Origin of the sequence: Paenibacillus sp. (genome assembly GCF_048976745.1) — a bacterium.
In the GTDB taxonomy this organism is placed as follows: domain Bacteria; phylum Bacillota; class Bacilli; order Paenibacillales; family Paenibacillaceae; genus Paenibacillus.
Genome location: NZ_JBHGUU010000006.1, coordinates 872,611 through 890,869 on the forward strand (window position 1 = coordinate 872,611; position 18,259 = coordinate 890,869).

Sequence of the window (18,259 nt, forward strand, 5' to 3'; positions counted from 1 at the left end):
AGAAATGCCCGGTGTATCATTGAACAGCTACCTTATTACAGAGAAATGTAAGCGCTTGATTAAAAAAGGGAGGGTACATATGCAGCTCCTATGGTCCAAATTTTCACCTGTGTTCCGCCGATTCCTCATTTCGTATCTCATCATTCTGATGATTCCTCAAATTGCGGGATATGCCTCTTACCGAGCTTCCATTGAAGCGGCTCGTTCCAGCTCCATTGAGAACAGCTTGAAGTCGCTGAGTCTTGGCAAAGAGATCATTGAGCGTAACCTTCTTCAAGTCGAAGCTTTTACGAGGCAGCTTGCCGTCAATCCCGATTTGCAAAATTTAATTGCTGGCCCGAAGCCGCAGGATCTCTACAACGTCTACGGTATGAACCGCATGCAACGGAGCCTCTCCATGTACAGCAGTACCAATGATTACTTGTCTCATTTCTTCATTCACATTCCGAACTACAATGCCATCATCACACCAAGAACCGTCTATTATCGTCCGGAGCATTATTATGCGGCCAATCAGCTGGATGGTATGTCGTATGAGCAATGGCATAACCAAATTCTCAAACAACCTCACTTCAACGAAATCATACCGCTTCGAAACTATAAACGTGAAATACTCGGCACAGTGCTTGCAGACGTTCCCGCCATCACGTTTCTGCAATCTCTGCCTTTGAATAGCTTTAACAAACCCCAAGCCACGATTGGTATCATGATTGATCAGGATCAGATGGCCAGTCTCACTCAAAATATTGTGGATCAATATGGCGGCTGGACTCTCGTCACCGATGCGGAAGGGCAGATCATTTTCTCCCTTGGTATTGAACAAGCCGAGGCCGAGCGAATGGCACAGAGTCAACGGAGTGAAGGTAACGCTACAGACACGGAGCGGAACGGGCAGAACGTACAGCCTGGAAGCGATGGTCGGCTGCTGATATCGATACATTCCAGTCAAAATGGATGGAATTACATGGCTGGAATTCCGGAGAAAGCACTCATGACAAAAGCGGATCAAATCAAGCACGTTACGCTAGCTTTTACTTTGGCAACCATTGCCTTGGGTTTACTGTTCGGGTTGGTTCTGGCCTACCGGAATAGTGCACCCGTGTACAAACTGTTGGCTTCTTTTCGGGAACAAATCACCGATTTTCCTGGCAAACGGGGAAATGAATATGATTTTTTGGCAAGCCATATTAACAATCTCATTGCGAATAACGACTCACTTAAAAACGCCATGAATGAGCAGATTCCGTTATTGAGAGACGGTTTTATCAAACGGTTGTTAACCGGAGAAGTCTATACTTCACTGGAGTTGGAGGTTATCTCATCCCAGGCGCACATTTCTCTTCAGAGCAGCAAGGGCCTGGCAGGCTTAGTGAAGGTAAACGGATATGCCAATCCGGACAGTGAAGAAATTATTCATGAACTGGGCGTCGCAAGGTTGCTCGTCAAACAGGTACTTACCGAGTGGAACGCTCAGGTTCTAATCACGGATTGGGGAACCGACCAGATTGCTTTTGCCTGTCCATTGGATGAGTACCCACTAAATGAAGCTATTGGGAGATGTGAAAAAGAGCTGAACAGCTTGATGGAAGTAATCTACCAGGAGCATCGGATATCCACAACAATTGGCACAGGTTCAGCTTACGAGGTCTGGAATGATGCGGGGCGCTCCTTTGACGAAGCCAAACAAGCTCTCGATTATGCCATTCACATGGGAACAGATCATCTGGTGAGATTTGAAGATACGATGAAGGAAAATGAAATGTTCTATTATCCAATTGAGTCTGAACAGCGCCTGCTGAACACCATCAAAGTCGGCGAACCTGAAGAGGCAATACGCATTCTGGAGCAATTGTTTCTTCGTAATTTTGAAGAGCGGGAACTCTCCTACGAGATGGCGCAGCAGTTCATCATGGAGCTGAAGGGGACATTTTTGAAGCTGGACGAACCAAAATTCAAGTTGGATTCCTCCCTGCCGGAGGAATATAAAACTAGGGTGACATCCATTCAGATGACGGAAACGATTGCTTCGCTGCGTGAAAAATTCAAACAGTTAACAGAAGACATCTGCGGTGATTTTCAGAGAAGAAGAACAGGAGCGCATGCAGATACGGTAAGCGAAATGATTCGTTTTATCCAACAAAATTACGGGGATGCAAACTTGACGATCTATCGGATTGCCGAGCATATGAGCAAGTCCGAGAAATTTATATCCCAACTGTTCAAAGAGCATACGGGAGAGAATCTTTCCGATTATGTAGAACGGGTACGCATTGATGCTGCCTCGAACCTGTTGCAGTCCACCGGTCAGACCATTGACGAAATAGCGGAGGCCACTGGGTATAACAGTGCACATTCATTCCGTCGAGCTTTCAAGCGGGTACGTGGAATTTCCCCGAGTGTGTTTCGGAAAATGGACGTTCATAGCGGTTAATGTAGGGTGTTTCTGATGATATACATTCGCTTTTTGTACTTTCCCGGCGTAACTGTACCTTTACGCAATCCCCAGCCCAATCTTATGATTACTCAAAAAGTAAGCGCTACCAAACTGAGCTGAAATTCAGCACGATTGGGAGCCAAGAATGGGGGGATGATTCTGAGAACAACAATGACCAGTGAATCCAAGTCCGTGGAGAAAACAAGTAAACCGTCTGTCTTGAAGCAAGCTTTAGCCAGAAGCTGGAGGCGACATTGGCAGCTATATCTGCTGATTTTGCCACCGATTGCTTACTTTATTATTTTCAAGTATGTACCCATGGTCAATGCGGTCCTGGCATTTAAAGATTACAACGTCATCAAGGGAATCTGGGGTAGTCCATGGGCCGGAACCAAGTATTTCGAATTGCTTTTTCAGAACCCAGCATTTGTTATGCTGATCAAGAACACGCTCTACATTTCGTTTTACAGCCTGATTGTGGGTTTCCCAATTCCTATATTACTGGCGCTCGCGCTGAACGAAATCAAAAACATACGATTCAAAAAAACAGTACAAATGGTGACGTATGCTCCATACTTTATCTCTACCGTTGTGATGGTCTCCATCATTATGCTTTTTCTGTCCCCTAGGCTGGGTATTGTCAACACGATTGCAGGCGCCCTTGGTTTCGAAGCGGTGAATTTTCTCGGTGAGCCTGGACTGTTTCGATCCATCTACGTATTCTCCGATGTGTGGCAGGGAATGGGATACTCCGCTGTCATCTATCTGGCTGCTCTGGCAGGTGTAGATCCATCCCTGTATGAAGCCGCCAAAGTTGATGGAGCCAATCGAATACAGAAAATCATCAATGTTGATCTGCCCGGACTACTTCCAGCAGCCGTCATCATTCTGATCCTGAGTGTGGGGAATATCATGGCTGTCGGGTTCGAGAAAATATATTTGCTGCAAAATCCGCTCAACCTGTCTGCTTCGGAGATCATCTCCACGTATGTCTATAAAATAGGGTTACTGAATGCCAATTACAGCTTCGCTACTGCGGTTGGCCTGTTCAACTCGGTGATTAACCTGATTCTGTTATTAATCGTGAACGCGGTCGCCAAACGACTGTCCAATACAAGCTTATGGTAACGGGAGCGAAAGGAGGAGAACCAGCCCATGCCTAACACTCAGACAAATGCAGGTCGTCCGCGAATCAAGAGCAGCAGTACGATCCGTGAATCATGGGGAGACCGCGTATTTATAACGGTTGTTTACTTCATGCTGACCGTAGTACTGATTGCCGTGCTGTATCCCTTGATATATATTGTGAGTTCTTCGCTCAGCAGCCCTGCTGCCGTTTCCTCGGGAAAAGTCTGGTTGTGGCCCATTGACCTGACGTTCGACGGGTACAAGTCTGTTTTGAGGAATGATCAAGTTCTTACGGGGTATGCCAATTCCCTATTCTATACCGCTTGCGGCACTTTCATTAGCGTGGCTCTGACGATTATGATTGCGTATCCGTTATCCAAGAAGACATTTGTCGGCCGCAGCTCGTTAATGATGTTTATTACCTTCACCATGCTGTTCTCGGGTGGTTTGATCCCTACCTATCTGGTGGTCAAAACGATGGGACTGATTGATACCCGCTGGGCGCTGCTAATTCCCAATGCCGTCTGGGTATGGCAAGTCATTATTGCCCGTACCTTTTTTCAGAATTCGATACCGGAAGAGTTGTCCGAAGCAGCAGACATCGATGGCTGCAGTGACATCCGGTTTATCTTCAGCATTATCCTGCCACTTGCCAAACCGATTATCGCCGTGCTGTCGCTGATGTACGCTGTCGGTCAGTGGAATGCATACTTTGACGCCCTCATCTACCTGAAATCACAGTCACTCTATCCGCTACAGCTGATATTGCGCAGTATTCTAATCCTGAACAGCAGTACGGGGAACATGGATGCATCGGAAATGATCAAACAGCAGCAAATGGCTGAACTCATGAAGTACTCGTTAATTGTCATGGCCAGCTTGCCGGTTCTGATCATCTACCCATTTGTTCAACGGTATTTCGTGCAGGGAATGTTAATTGGCTCAGTCAAAGGATAAGTTCATTTCTATTCTATATGAGGGAGAGGATTGTATTGAAAAAAGCGGGATTCATCATTCTTGCCTGTATGCTGTTCACGTCGTTGGCACTGGCCGGATGCTCAAGTTCTGATAAGGGGAACGGGGAAGGCAGCAATCCGTCTGGCAAGACAGCCATTAATGTGTTTGCACACCAGGGTTCGGATACCAACCTGTCCACAAACAAATTCACAAAGAAAATGGAAGAGAAGTTTGATATTCAATTCAACTGGACGACAGTTCCGTTCGACGGTGCAGCGGAGAAAAGACAGATTTCACTGGCTTCCGGTGATTATCCGGACCTGTATCTGCTTATCCCTTGGGTAGACCGTTTCTCCCAGACAGATTTGTTGAAGTTTGGTCAACAGGGAGTTATTTTACCGCTGAATGATCTGATTGAGGAGTATGCTCCCAATATTAAAAAAGTGCTTGAAAGCAATGACTATTATCGGGCCATGAACACCGCTCCGGACGGAAATATCTACGGTCTGACGGGTCTGAATGAATGTTTCCACTGTTCATACCCGAACAAGATGTGGGTCAACACCAAATGGCTGGAACAACTCGGTTTGACCGAACCTGCTACAACAGAGGAGTTTAAGGAAATGCTTCAGGCATTTAAAACGAAGGACCCGAATGGAAACGGCAAAGCTGACGAAGTACCACTAAGCGGTTCGACTGAAAATTTCGGCGTGCACATTATCCCATACTTGATGAACGGTTTTATCTACGACGACGATCGGAATTATCTCATTGTCAATCAGGGTAAAGTGGAGACCGTAGTGAATAAACCGGAGTGGAAAGAAGGGCTCACCTATATCAAATCGCTGTACGATGAAGGATTGATTGATCCGGGAGCCTTTACTCAAAACGTGGGTGCGTTCAAAAAAATCGGTGATAACGCCGATGCGCAGCTTCTCGGTGCAGGAGCAGCGATGCATCCATCGTTATTTGTAACTACAGCCGAAGGTTCACCTTACGGGAATGATTACAATCCCATCCCTCCACTGAAGGGACCAAATGCCACGTATGCTACGTATAACTATCCGATTGATCCCGGAGCGTCCTTTGTGCTGACGAACAAGGCCAGTGAGGAAACGCAGATCGCAGCTATAAAGCTGCTGGATTATTTCTACACCCAGGAAGGAACGATGGCGTCTTATCTGGGAGAAGAGGGCACAAGCTGGCGCAAACCACAGGAAGGCGAAGTGGCGCTCAATGATCAGATAGAGCCGCTCTATAAAGCCATTCCGCTACCTTCCGGAGAAGAACCCCGTAACGATAGTTGGGCTGCATTGAGTCAGTACAATCATCACCGGGCATATCGGGACGCCGAAGTGCAGGGAACAGACATCTATGCCAATGATGGTTATGAGCGACGGCTCTATGAGGCTACATTGTTAATGGAGGGCAAGGAACCGAAAGACGTTTTCCCTCATTGGGCATTATGGGTTGATCCGTCTCTTGCCGATGAAGCCAGCATGATGCAGACAAATCTCAAGGATTACATTGATCAGAACGCTCTGCAATTTATTACAGGCGCCAAAAGTCTGGATAAGGATTGGGATGAATATGTAAAAGGTTTGGAAGGGCTGAACATTAATCGCTATCTGGAGATTATGCAGTCTTCCTACGATACTTCTTCAGTTACCAAATAATGAGATGTTGTTGAATGTATTTGCAAATGCAAATGTTCCCGGTTCGCAGTCAGTATATGCGAGTCGGGAACTTTTTTTGAATTCAGATGCTCAAAATTCAGCTTCAGGTTATGTTTGCACCTGTCCTGCAAGCCAAACGTTTACTGGACAGGTACAACGGCTCGTGCACATCTGCTTAGTACATGCGATATCTTCCACTTAGGGCCAGCATGCTAAAAAAATACAGGCAATTGTCGTAATAACGTCGTTCTCCCTGACGCAGGGGTGTATTCCAAAACTTGCGAACAAAGGAGTCCGCATGTGGACCGTCCGCAGCCAGTGAAGCCATGGCATTGGTAGCCAGTAAACCTACAGGATGCAGCGCAGATTCGTCAAAAGCTTCTCCATCTATGGTATAACGACGATAATCGGAAACTTCGATATCACTGAAGAAGGACTGAATCCGATTGGATTGTTCGATCTGCCATGGGTCCTTGCGGAACCATTCCCAGTCTAGCGCTATATTCGCAGCAACACGGTAAGCATCACTGTAAAAATGTCTGAAATCACCATGTGGCTGTATTGGAGCCGGAGAGCCGTCATAGTTTGCATATTCAGGTGAAAGTCCGGTTACGGGATGGCAGGCTGTATGCAGGTAAGCCCGACTAGCAGAGGCCGCTTCTTTCCAGAAGTTCCGATCTTCTTCATCCGCATATTTCGCGAATAGTTCATAAAAATGAGGCAGATGGTAGGACGGGTCGCTAAACGGTGTTTCTGGAATGAATTTGATCAGTTTCGTTTCAGGGTCCCACATCGGGTCTCCTTCACCGTCTTCGCCCTGATGTATACATGCACGAAGGATCTTGCGGGCTTGAGCCTTGTAATCATAAGGTTCAGCACCATCGCCCCAGCGGTTGGAGGCAAAAAAAAGCGCCATGGCAAAAAACTCTTCACCATCAGGAGCAGGTCCTTGTGAGAGTCGGGTACCGTCAGGCTTGCAATGCCAAGCAAAGTAATCTTTGTATCGGCCCTCGTTATGCTGCATAAACGTGTGGGAGAAATTCCAGAGTCGATCAAATTCTTCCTTCTTGTCCATCTGAACAGCCATCATCATGCCATAGGACATGCCCTCGGAACGAACATCAAGGTTACCGGTGTCCAGCAAATATCCCTTGTCCTCACCCATGGGGTAATATATTCGAGTATTTTCATCGCCATAAAACAGTTCGTTCCATGTATCTTCCAATCTGGTCGTAATCTCATTCTCATCGCAGCCTAGCTTCAGAAACAGATTCGTATAAGTACCCGTATCCAAGGCGCCTTGACCCGTGATATTCATGAGTTTCCTCCTTCATCTAAACGGTTTTTCAAAATTATAACATGGAAACAGTATACAAAATAAAGCGTTTACATGAAAAATTATAGGTGTTCTGATCTGCATGTCATTGTAGTCAACTTAAAATGATATAGTGGTTGAAATCCTATACTTTGTCAGGTTGTTGTAAAATTATGTAAGAGATACACTTTGGGAGAAGGATCACACTTGATCTACTAATCATACAAGCTGTGATCCTTTAAATGTTTTTGAGGATGTTCAGAATCTAGCCGAAAGGATGTGATGGTGTCTTATGCTCCAGGATTCAGAAGATGCAGGTGAAAACACCGAATTCACTGCACCGCGCGATCCAGTCGGAGTGACAGCGTCAGCAGTCAAACCCGAAATTGACTTTGAATCACATGGATATCGCGATATGATTGGCCGGTCTCTTCTGAACAAAGGCAACAATGTCAGATTAAAACGAGCCATTGAGAAGGCAAAAAACGGCGAACCAGTTGTTATTGCTTATATTGGAGGCTCCATTACTCAAGGTGCTGGTGCAATACCTATTCATCTCCAAAGTTACGCTTATCGGTCGTATGAGTCATTTAAATTTATGTTTGCGCTTTCAAAAGATAGTCCGATTCATCTGATTAAAGCAGGTGTGGGAGGTACTCCATCGGAATTGGGGATTGTACGTTATGATCGTGATGTATTAAGGGGAGGTACGGTTAAGCCGGATATCGTTGTCATCGAATTTGCAGTTAATGACGCAGATGATGAAACCCAAGGTAAATGTTACGAGAGTCTGGTGCTCAAAGCACTTGCTGCCGATAACAAGCCAGCAGTCATCTTGTTATTCAGTGTATTTGAAAATGACTGGAATCTACAGGATCGTCTCGCCCCGGTCGGCTGGCATTATGATCTGCCCATGGTAAGTGTGAAAGATGCTGTCGTTGATCAGTTCAACAAGACAAAAAGTGAGGGCCACATTATTTCCAAAGAGCAATTTTTCCATGATATATATCATCCGACGAACACAGGACATCGGATTATGGCCGATGGTTTGGAATATTTGTTCGACGTGACAAATTGTTCTGAGTGGGATGAGAAAGATCATGATATTGAAAAGGCTCCGCTAATTGGAAATGAATTTGTTCATGTGAAGCTGTTGGATCGAAAAAATGGCAATACCATTGCCCGTATCGATGCAGGCTCGTTTTGCAAAACGGATGCGGATCTGCAGATGGCTGAGATGGATGCTCATGACTATGGTACACCCCAGTTCCCCAACAACTGGATGCGTACAGGAGAGGGAATAGAGGATCAAAGCAGCTTTAAAATAAGTTTGCAGTGCAGTCGCCTCATTCTGATCTTCAAAGATTCTGGTAACGATGAATTCGGAACCGCACATATCAAGGTAGATGGGGTATTCGTCCAAAAAGTCGATCCGCGTAAAATCAACTGGACCCATTGCCATGCCACACTTCTGCTGAACGAAGAGCATGTTGGGGAGCACTCCATCGAGATCGAAATGGCGGAAGGTCATGAACATAAATGTTTCACCATTCTGGGGTTTGGCTATGTGGATTAACCGAAGACGGATAGTCATTCATATGTTCGGAGGAAAAGAGAATGAAATTGATCTCATCAGCAGTAGCGGGGTATGACCAATATCGGGAGAATATACCACGTGGAGCCATGGAGACGGTAGAGTATATATCCAGGACGGTTGGCAGTTTCCGTAAAGCGATGGTTTACACCCCACCAGAATTTTCTTCGACAACGATGTATCCTGTACTTTTTCTATTGCATGGTATTGGTGGCGACGAGTCTGAATGGCATACTCATGGTTCTCCGCAAATTATTCTGGATAATCTGTACAACGATAACTTGCTTGAGCCAATGATTGTTGTTTTTCCCAATGGTCGCGCAATGTTGAATGACCGGGCCGAAGGGGACCTGTTTGAACCTGAGAAAATCAAAGCATTTGAAAGATTTGAATCCGATCTGCTTCACGATTTAATCCCTTACATGGAGTCGAACTATCCTGTTCTTACAAGCCGGGATAAAAGGGCAATTGCTGGTTTATCCATGGGCGGAGGTCAATCCTTAAATATCGGATTAAGTAATCTGGACCATTTCGCATGGATCGGCGCATTCTCCGCAGCTCCGAACACCAGAGAGCCGGGGCTGCTTGTCAACGATATTACGAAAGCGCCTTCATTACTCTCGCTGTTGTGGATCTCTTGCGGTGAGCAGGACAATCTTATAGAGATTAGTTTCGGGGTTCACCGATATTTGGCGCAACACGGAGTACCTCACATCTGGCATGAGGAAAGTGGAGGCCATGATTGGCCCGTGTGGAAGAACGATCTGTATCTGTTCACGCAACGTCTATTCAAGTGAATGTGCTGAAGAACATTCATATCGGATTGTAACATCAACCAAATCTATTAAAATATCAGGAGGTATTATTCTATGTTCAAATTCGGTAAAAAATTAATGACGGTTGTTCTTGCAGCTTCCATGAGTTTTGGTGTCTTCGCAGCAACATCCAGTGCTGCAACGGATTATTGGCAGAATTGGACAGATGGTGGAGGAACAGTCAACGCCGTTAACGGATCAGGAGGGAATTACAGCGTGAGTTGGCAAAATACCGGGAACTTTGTTGTTGGGAAAGGGTGGACATATGGCACACCTAATCGGGTAGTCAATTACAATGCCGGTGTGTTCGCTCCTTCAGGTAACGGCTATCTGACCTTCTATGGTTGGACTAGAAACGCTTTAATTGAATATTACGTGGTGGATAGCTGGGGAACGTATCGTCCGACCGGAACGTATAAGGGCACGGTGAATAGTGATGGTGGCACATATGATATCTATACAACGATGAGATACAATGCACCTTCCATTGATGGTACGCAGACTTTCCCTCAGTATTGGAGTGTTAGACAGTCCAAGAGACCAACTGGTGTCAATTCTACCATTACGTTCAGCAATCATGTGAATGCGTGGGCGAGCAAAGGAATGCACCTTGGAAATAGTTGGTCCTATCAGGTGATGGCAACAGAGGGATATCAAAGCAGCGGTAACGCCAACGTGACGGTTTGGTAAAAATGATGTAAATTTGTTCAACGTCTGCACCTGTAATTGAATTCAATTTTCCGGAAGCGTTGAGGATCGTTATTCACCAGACTAACGGACCTCGACGTTGCCGGATTTATGCTTAGCAAAGGAGAATAATGGAATGAGGAAGCTGATATGGTTCACTTTAATCGCCATAGTTATTAGTCTAAGTGCTTGTTCAGTGAGTAATTCTGAATTAAGCGATGGCTTGGTATTTGTCGAAGGGGGAGCCTTCAAGAGCAGTAAGTCGAGTCAGCATGATAAAAATGAAACGTTGGATTCCTTCTATATTGGCAAATATGAAGTGACTCAAAAAGAATGGATGGAAGTTATGGGGGAAAACCCGTCTGGCTTCAAGGGAGATGACCTGCCCGTTGAAATGGTCAGCTGGTATGACGCAGTGGAATACTGTAATCAAAAAAGTATAAAAGAAAACCTGAAACCTTATTACAATATAGACAAGGACAATCAGGACACAAATAATCACAATGAAAACGACAATATTAAATGGAATGTAACGATCAACAAAGACGCCAACGGTTACCGTTTACCAACAGAGGCAGAATGGGAATACGCTGCAAGCGGAGGCCAAAAGAGCCTGAATTATACCTACAGTGGAAGTGATAATCCTGATGAAGTTGCCTGGTACTGGAAAAATGCCGGTAACAAGATTCTGACGGGTGACTGGAGCTGGCCCGCTATTGAGAGCAATCGTAATCAAACCCAAAAAGTCGGAACTCAGAAGGCAAATGAGTTGGGTATCTATGATATGTCCGGGAATGTGAGAGAATGGTGCTGGGAGTGGTACAGCGATACGGAGAGCCCAAAACAAACTTGGCGAGTTGTGAAAGGCGGAGGCTGGATGGGCGGTGTCAATAACAATGAAATATCATTCCGAGGCAAATTTGATGCCAATGGTTTTGGTCCCGATCAAGGATTCCGTATTGTGCGCGGAGAATGATTTTTTTTCCTGACAGTAGATTACTTCCGGGCTAAACCTATAGTTTGTCGGGTGAAAACCTATAGTTTATCAGGTTGTTGTACCAAAATGTAAGCGTTACACTTGAAGTGTTATCCGGCGCTTCGCTACAATCGGAGCGTTCTTATCGTACGGTCTGATGAAACCATTTCCTATGTCATGGATGAATGACGATGAGACTGGTGGAAAATTTGTTCTCCAAGTTGTGTGAGCAGACAACAATCCTGCTGTTGTTCTGCTGTTTAGCATTTTCGCAACAACTGGAATCTACCCATAGATATAAATAAAATACATGCAGCTGATCACGGACAAAAGAGAGGTGAGCTAATGTACAAGGTCATTGTCGCGGATGATGAGCCGTTTATGCTAGAAGGATGGAGAACGATGATTGACTGGCGTGCTTGTGGATATGAACTCTGCGGAACGGCAACGGACGGGGAGGAAGCACTTGCTTTATTCAACTCGGTTGAACCGGATCTTGTCGTTACGGATATTCAAATGCCTGTTATGGATGGTCTTGGTTTGATTCACACCTTGCGAGAAGATCTCGCCTATACCTCTAAAATTGTTATCGTTACAGGATACTCCGATTTTAATTATGCAAAACAAGCCATACGGTATCAAGTCGATCAGTATGTGCTTAAACCTCTTGTTCCCGAGGAAATTCATCAAATCCTTATGGAAATGATTGAATCTCTGGACAAACGCAAAAAACAGCAGAATGAAATCATGGTTACAGATGGAGCCTATGAAAATCATCTTCATGAATATCGATTAAGCGAAGCATATGATTTAGAGCAAATGATGAACATCTCCAAAGAGATCTTGTCGCTGATTGAAGCAGGAAACACGTATTCCATCGATATTGCTGTGAGTGCATTGCTAGAGAAGAGTGAAAAAGCAGAAGTTTCGTTGGAATGGATACATCATGTCATCCGATATATCCATGGGGAGTTGTTGCGGAAATATGGAAAAAGAGAGTTTTGCAGAGAAATACTATGTGAAAAAGAGTGGCACGAGGCTGCGAGCTGGTCTTCTGGCACATTGCAAGACCTGTGTGTTCGACTGTCCGAGGAACTTTTCCAGTCTGAATTGAAGCAGAAGACGGGTACAGGAGGGCTAGTTGCAGAAGCAGTGAATGAATTGAAGCAACACTATCGAAGTAAAATTAAATTACAAGATGTAGCTAATCGTATTCATGTGAATTCTGCCTACCTGGGTCAACAGTTCAAGCGGGAGATGGGAGTCAGTTTCAGTGACTATGTGCATCAGCTTCGTGTTGAGGAGGCTCGTAAACTCTTGCGACGTACCAATATGAAGATCACTGACATTGCATTCAGGCTAGGATATCATGATGCTGAATATTTCACCCAAAAATTCAGAGCGCATACAGGGGAGCTTCCATCCGTCTACAAAAACAAAAACCAAGGGTGATTATATGCGTCATAAATTCATGATGTTTCGTAACGTTAATGATATTCCTCTCCGATCCAAATTTCTGCTTATTTATGTACTGAGTATTCTCCTTCCCGTAATAACGATTAATATATTCTTCTATCAACGAACCTCTGCGGATATCAAGATTAGAGAACAGGAAAATCTGCGTAAATCCATCGACAGGGCTGCGGGGGAACTGCTTGGGATGATTGATGAGAGCGTTGCTCTGAGCCGGATTATCGCTGCAGACGATTCACTCTACGAGGCATTGGATCGGACCTATCGTTCCCCCGTCGATTATTACAACGTGTACCATGCATTTCTGCGAGATAAATTAACACGGTATATGTCAGCGAATATTCTGGAGGTGCGTATCTATACCGATAACGATACCATCCAGACGGGCAGTCATTATATCGTGATGAAAGACAAGAATGTACTTCCTGGATTGAAACAGCTGAAATCCACCAGTGGAGGCATTCTTGTCGTTGATTATTTTGAGCCATCCGGATTTAACGCGGGAAGACGGATCAGTGTGATTGGCAAAATGGATACTTATACTTCCTATGCCAATTACAACAAGTATTCCAAGATTGATCTGGAACTCAGCCGGGTGTATAGCATTTTAAATCGTGAATCAGACAGTCTTCAGCTGCGTCTGGTAGATAGCAACAATCGAACAGTCGTTTCAAGTGGGGAATTCAGCGAAACCGACGTATCCAACCCGGATAACGATTCAATAGCCAAGGAATCTGGCCATTCTGCTTATACGCTTGAGAAGTCATTGGGGAATCTAGCGTACCTAAAAGGGTGGAAATTGATTGGAGTTGCCGATACACGTCACCTTGACCACTTGCTGCAAGAAGCCTTTAAATCCATTCTGGGGTTACTGGCATTAAGTATCGTGGCCCCCTCGGTGTTGATCTACATTATTTTGCGTTCCTACCACTATCGGATTCGCAAGTTATCCAGACATATGGAGAAGGTTCGCAATGAACGATTTGATCTGATTGAAATTCAGGAAGGCCGCGATGAAATCGGCGGGCTTATTCGTACATTTAACATCATGATTGGTAAAATTCATACCCTGATTAATGACGTATATAAACTGGAAATCCGTCAAAAAGATTTGGAGCTGGATCAAGTGAGGACTGAATTGTCCATGCTTCAGAGCCAGATGAATCCACATTTTTTATTTAACACATTAAATGCCTTGCTGGTCGTTAGTACAAAGAATGGATATACGGAAGTAATTGAGATTATTAAAAGTCTGTCCAAGCTGATGAGACAGTTGCTTAGTCATTCTGACAATTTGATTCCTTTGCAAGAAGAGCTGCAATTCACGAATCTTTATCTCCAGATTGAGAAGTTTCGTTTTGGAGAGCTATTTGATTACACCTTCGAGGTTGATCCAGATGCAGCTTCGTTGCTCATTCCCCGCATGAGTATTCAACCGCTCGTTGAAAATGCCTGCAAACACGGCTTGCAGGCGCGAAAAAATGGAAGACAGATCAAGATAACAGCGAGACGAAACGCTTCTGAACTGGTTATTCAGGTGATCGATAATGGAATCGGTATGAATGCAGGGAGATTAACCGAGCTCCTGAGAGATATTCGTTCTGAAAGACCGAGGAACGGCGAGCATGTAGGACTTCGCAATGTCTACCGCAGGTTGGAACTCTTTTATGAAGGAAATGCGATATTCGATCTAAGCAGTGTACCAGGAACGGAAACCATAGCAGGATACCGTATACCAATCGCCAGGCTGGAACAGAGGAAATAGGAGGTAAACTCTCATGTATAAAGTACTGTTAGTCGATGATGAACCTTATGCCATTGAAGGGTTACAGCTTCTGATCAATTGGGAAAAGCATGGTTTTGAAATTAGAGGGGTGTGTGCCAATGGTGAGGAAGCCATCCGTATGATGCAAGAAGATCGACCTGATCTCGTGGTGACAGACATTCGGATGCCTGTCATGAATGGGCTGGAACTTGTAGAAGAAGCACGACGATTGGAACATGAATCGGTACTGTTTGTCATCACGAGTGGATACAGTGACTTTAATTATGCCAGACAAGCTATTCGATTAGGTGTCTCCAACTATCTAACCAAACCCGTTGACAGTACAGAAGCAGAAGATATGTTGGTCCGTCTCCGTGTGCAATTGCAGGAGCGTGAGAACCAGGAGCGCATTCGGGAACAGGCCAACGAGCAAAGGATCAAAGCGTTTTTGTCCGCACTGATTAAGGATAAGCAGAATATATCGGAGCAGGAGATGTCAGAGATCCTTCCTCATTTAGTCAAGTCTCATTGGGCATACCTGCGGATAGCTTTTCAGGGAGATATTCAGGAAGCCTGTTCAGTAGCCGAACAAACGGCTGATGTAACAACTTGTTGTTATGTTATAGACAAAACAAGAGACTCATTGGGACTTGTATGGGGGGAGGAGGTGAATGATAGAAATGGGAAATCTGAAGCAATTAAAGCCTTTGCCCAACGTTTGATGAGCAACATGCAAATAAACGGCTGCGAAGATATTCATATCGCGGTTGGTTTAACGGTCAACAAACTGGAGCTTTTATCTGAATCCTTCCGTTCCGCTCAGGAAGTTGGGCGTTATTTGTTTTTTAATCAAGAGCGTCTTTTGATTGCCGAAGAAATTCAGCTGGAGAATTGGCAGTTTGATCCGGAAACACTGTCAGAGGTGGACCATATTAGCGAATTGCTTGAAAACGGTTCTGTAGAGGAACTCTCAAGTTCCATTCGTAGTGCCTTTGAACTGTTTATACAGATGAAGGCTGCCCCAGAGATTGTACATATTTTCTCTACTCACATTATATTCCGCGGACTGTCCCTGTGTAGAGAATTAGGAGGAGAACCTAATGCACTAATGAACGAATTGGCGAGCGGTATTCTGGAGAAGGGCCATCGAAATATAGAAAAGGTTGCTAACAATCTGGAACATTTCTGTTTGCAATGCAAGTCAGAACTGGCTATTTTCCGGGAGAGGCAACTTGGAGGCATTCAAGCGACGGTTGCTGAATATGTGCAGATGCATTACAGGGAGACATTTACGATTCAGGAGCTTGCAGAACGATTTTACGTGAATCCAGTCCATTTAGGACAGTCCTTTTTACGAAAGTACGGCAAGGGTGTCATCGAGGTAGTCCATGATCTGCGAATGGAAGAAGCGAAGCGTCTTCTCCAGCAGACAGATCAGACATCAAGTGCGATTGCAGAGCAAGTCGGATACCGCAGTTACCAGCATTTTCTCAGGCACTTCGAAAAACGTACAGCCATGAAACCTTTAGAATACAGGCAAAAGTACACGAATTGATCCTTGAAAATGAAGAACTCCTCCTGAATAAGACCTGCAATTACAGGGGGGAGGACCTTAAATATATATATTTTGTAACCGCATACATTTCTTCATACTAAAAACAGTAAGACATACCACTTCCAAGGAGGGCAAGTACATGGGGGGACTGAAAAAAAAGAAGCTTTGGGGTTCCGTATCACTCGTTCTGGCTTTGAGTTTGGCACTTGCAGGATGCAGCGGTGACAATGAGAAAGCGACTACACCGGATGGGAAAGAGGTACTGAACATCACGGCCTTTATCGGGACGCCAAATCAGGCGCCAGCTAAAGATAACCGAATCTACAAGAAGATCCAGGATGAACTCGGCGTTAATCTTGAGATGGAGTTTCTGGTGGGCGATCTTCAACAGAAGCTCGGCGTTATGATTGCCGGTGGTGATTTCCCGGATCTGATCACAGCAGACACCAAATTGGTCTCAGCCGGTGCGGTGATTCCGCTCGAAGATCTGATTGAAGAGCATGCACCCAATCTGAAGAAACATTACGGTAAAGACTGGAACCGGATGAAAGACTCCAGTGACGGGCATATTTACTGGTTGCCTAACTATGGTGTGTATACAGGGGAGTTCATTAGTAACTATTATTCTGGTCCTGCATTCTGGATCCAAAAGTCCGTACTGAAGGATGCCGGGTACCCGACTCCTAAAACGTTGGATGATTTCACAAAGTTGATCCGTGATTATGCAGCCAAGAATCCCACTATTGATGGTCAACCGACGATTGGTTTCACTACACTGGCTTCAGACTGGCGGACGTTCCCTTTGCTTAACCCACCTGAACATCTTACGGGTCACCCCAATGACGGAGGCGTAGTCGTAGATGATAGTGGAGTCGCAACCGTTTTTGCCGACAAAGATATTTCCAAACGGTATTATAAAGAACTAAACAATCTGTATAATGAGGGATTGCTTGATAAAGAAGCCTTTGTTCAGAACTATGATCAATATTTGGCCAAAATTTCTTCAGGACGTGTGCTTAGTATGTTCGACCAGCACTGGAATTTCCAAGCCGGCGAAGACCCACTCGTAGCACAAGGGAAAATTGGCCAGACATATGTAGGCTTCCCGTTAGTCTATGATACAAGTATCACAGATCATTATCTGGATCGTCCGGTCATTAACTTGAACAATGGTTTTGGTATCAGTAAAGATGCTGAAGATCCTGTTGCACTCATCAAATTCCTCGATAAGCTTATGGACGAGAAATACCAAAAGCTCTTGTCATGGGGTGAAGAGGGTGTAGATTATCAGGTGAATGAAGAGGGAAGATTCTATCGTACGCCAGAGCAACGGAAAGAGCAGGATGATCCGGCATGGAGATTGATCAACAAAGCAGAAGGTTTCTACGCCGCTGCACCGAAGCTCGAAGGAACATTTGAAGATGGCAATGCAATTGGAGCGATCAACCAACCAGAGGAATTCTATGACAACCTCAAACCGGAAGACAAAGAACTTCTGGATGCTTATGGCTTCAAAACGTGGAGTGACTTCTTCTCTCCTGCACCAGAGAATCCTGTGTACTATCCAGCATGGCAGGTCGATCTGAAAGAAGGCTCTGATGCTGCGGTAGCGAACAAACAAATGACAGACACTTCATTGAAATTCTTGCCTAAGGCGATCATGTCCAAACCGGATGAGTTCGATAACATTTGGACGGAATATGTAGACGCTTACAAGAAAATTGATGTTAAATCCTATGAAGATCGAATTAATGAACAATTGAAATGGAGAATCGAGAACTGGTCTGTTAAATAAAAAAATGCGGCAATGATTCTCTCGGAAGGTATCAACCAGAGGGTTCCTCAGGCGAATGCCTTCCGGAGACATCATGCATAAAGTCGCTG

General features: G+C 44.9%; 13 protein-coding genes. 12 read left to right on the plus strand and 1 reads right to left on the minus strand.

Translation table 11 applies throughout. The annotated features are described in order from the left end of the window. Positions 1 to 79: 79 nt before the first annotated feature. From ACE3K2_RS10610 to ACE3K2_RS10625, 4 genes are all read left to right on the plus strand, one after another. The gene (locus ACE3K2_RS10610) at positions 80 to 2,431 is read left to right on the plus strand and encodes a helix-turn-helix domain-containing protein (protein ID WP_421889592.1); all 2,352 of its coding nucleotides are present in this window, start codon (positions 80 to 82) and stop codon (positions 2,429 to 2,431) included. Positions 2,432 to 2,587: 156 nt separating this feature from the next. Further along, the gene (locus tag ACE3K2_RS10615; RefSeq protein WP_421889594.1) at positions 2,588 to 3,562 is read left to right on the plus strand and encodes an ABC transporter permease; all 975 of its coding nucleotides are present in this window, start codon (positions 2,588 to 2,590) and stop codon (positions 3,560 to 3,562) included. 27 nt (positions 3,563 to 3,589) lie between these two features. Continuing rightward, entirely contained in the window at positions 3,590 to 4,519 is a 930-nt protein-coding gene (locus tag ACE3K2_RS10620) for a carbohydrate ABC transporter permease (protein ID WP_339301490.1), read from the plus strand. A 68-nt stretch (positions 4,520 to 4,587) separates the two neighbouring features. Continuing rightward, positions 4,588 to 6,195, plus strand: a complete 1,608-nt coding sequence (locus tag ACE3K2_RS10625; RefSeq protein ID WP_421891143.1) for an ABC transporter substrate-binding protein — start codon at positions 4,588 to 4,590, stop codon at positions 6,193 to 6,195. 175 nt (positions 6,196 to 6,370) lie between these two features. Here the strand turns inward: ACE3K2_RS10625 and ACE3K2_RS10630 are convergent, their stop codons facing one another. Continuing rightward, positions 6,371 to 7,513 (minus strand): glycosyl hydrolase family 8, encoded by a 1,143-nt coding sequence (locus ACE3K2_RS10630; RefSeq protein ID WP_421889596.1) that lies wholly within the window; start codon positions 7,511 to 7,513, stop codon positions 6,371 to 6,373. A 289-nt stretch (positions 7,514 to 7,802) separates the two neighbouring features. Here ACE3K2_RS10630 and ACE3K2_RS10635 point away from each other — a divergent pair, with 289 nt between their 5' ends. The 8 genes from ACE3K2_RS10635 to ACE3K2_RS10670 all read left to right on the plus strand — a co-directional run bounded on the left by ACE3K2_RS10635 (position 7,803) and on the right by ACE3K2_RS10670 (position 18,170). Continuing rightward, positions 7,803 to 9,086 carry an SGNH/GDSL hydrolase family protein gene (locus ACE3K2_RS10635; RefSeq protein WP_421889598.1) on the plus strand — a complete coding sequence of 428 codons (1,284 nt, stop codon included), beginning with the start codon at positions 7,803 to 7,805 and terminating at the stop codon, positions 9,084 to 9,086. Positions 9,087 to 9,127: 41 nt separating this feature from the next. Next, the gene (locus ACE3K2_RS10640) at positions 9,128 to 9,901 is read left to right on the plus strand and encodes an alpha/beta hydrolase (RefSeq protein WP_421889600.1); all 774 of its coding nucleotides are present in this window, start codon (positions 9,128 to 9,130) and stop codon (positions 9,899 to 9,901) included. 72 nt (positions 9,902 to 9,973) lie between these two features. Beyond that, positions 9,974 to 10,609, plus strand: a complete 636-nt coding sequence (locus ACE3K2_RS10645) for a glycoside hydrolase family 11 protein (RefSeq protein WP_421889602.1) — start codon at positions 9,974 to 9,976, stop codon at positions 10,607 to 10,609. Between the two features lie 133 nt (positions 10,610 to 10,742). Beyond that, the gene (locus tag ACE3K2_RS10650) at positions 10,743 to 11,582 is read left to right on the plus strand and encodes a formylglycine-generating enzyme family protein (protein WP_421889604.1); all 840 of its coding nucleotides are present in this window, start codon (positions 10,743 to 10,745) and stop codon (positions 11,580 to 11,582) included. A gap of 345 nt (positions 11,583 to 11,927) precedes the next feature. Then, entirely contained in the window at positions 11,928 to 13,034 is a 1,107-nt protein-coding gene (locus tag ACE3K2_RS10655) for a response regulator transcription factor (protein WP_421889606.1), read from the plus strand. Positions 13,035 to 13,038: 4 nt separating this feature from the next. Next, a complete protein-coding gene (locus ACE3K2_RS10660) occupies positions 13,039 to 14,820 on the plus strand; it encodes a sensor histidine kinase (protein ID WP_421889608.1) in 1,782 nt (593 codons plus the stop codon). Positions 14,821 to 14,833: 13 nt separating this feature from the next. Beyond that, positions 14,834 to 16,375 carry a response regulator transcription factor gene (locus tag ACE3K2_RS10665; RefSeq protein ID WP_421889610.1) on the plus strand — a complete coding sequence of 514 codons (1,542 nt, stop codon included), beginning with the start codon at positions 14,834 to 14,836 and terminating at the stop codon, positions 16,373 to 16,375. A gap of 139 nt (positions 16,376 to 16,514) precedes the next feature. Next, entirely contained in the window at positions 16,515 to 18,170 is a 1,656-nt protein-coding gene (locus ACE3K2_RS10670; RefSeq protein ID WP_421889612.1) for an ABC transporter substrate-binding protein, read from the plus strand. Positions 18,171 to 18,259 lie beyond the last annotated feature (89 nt).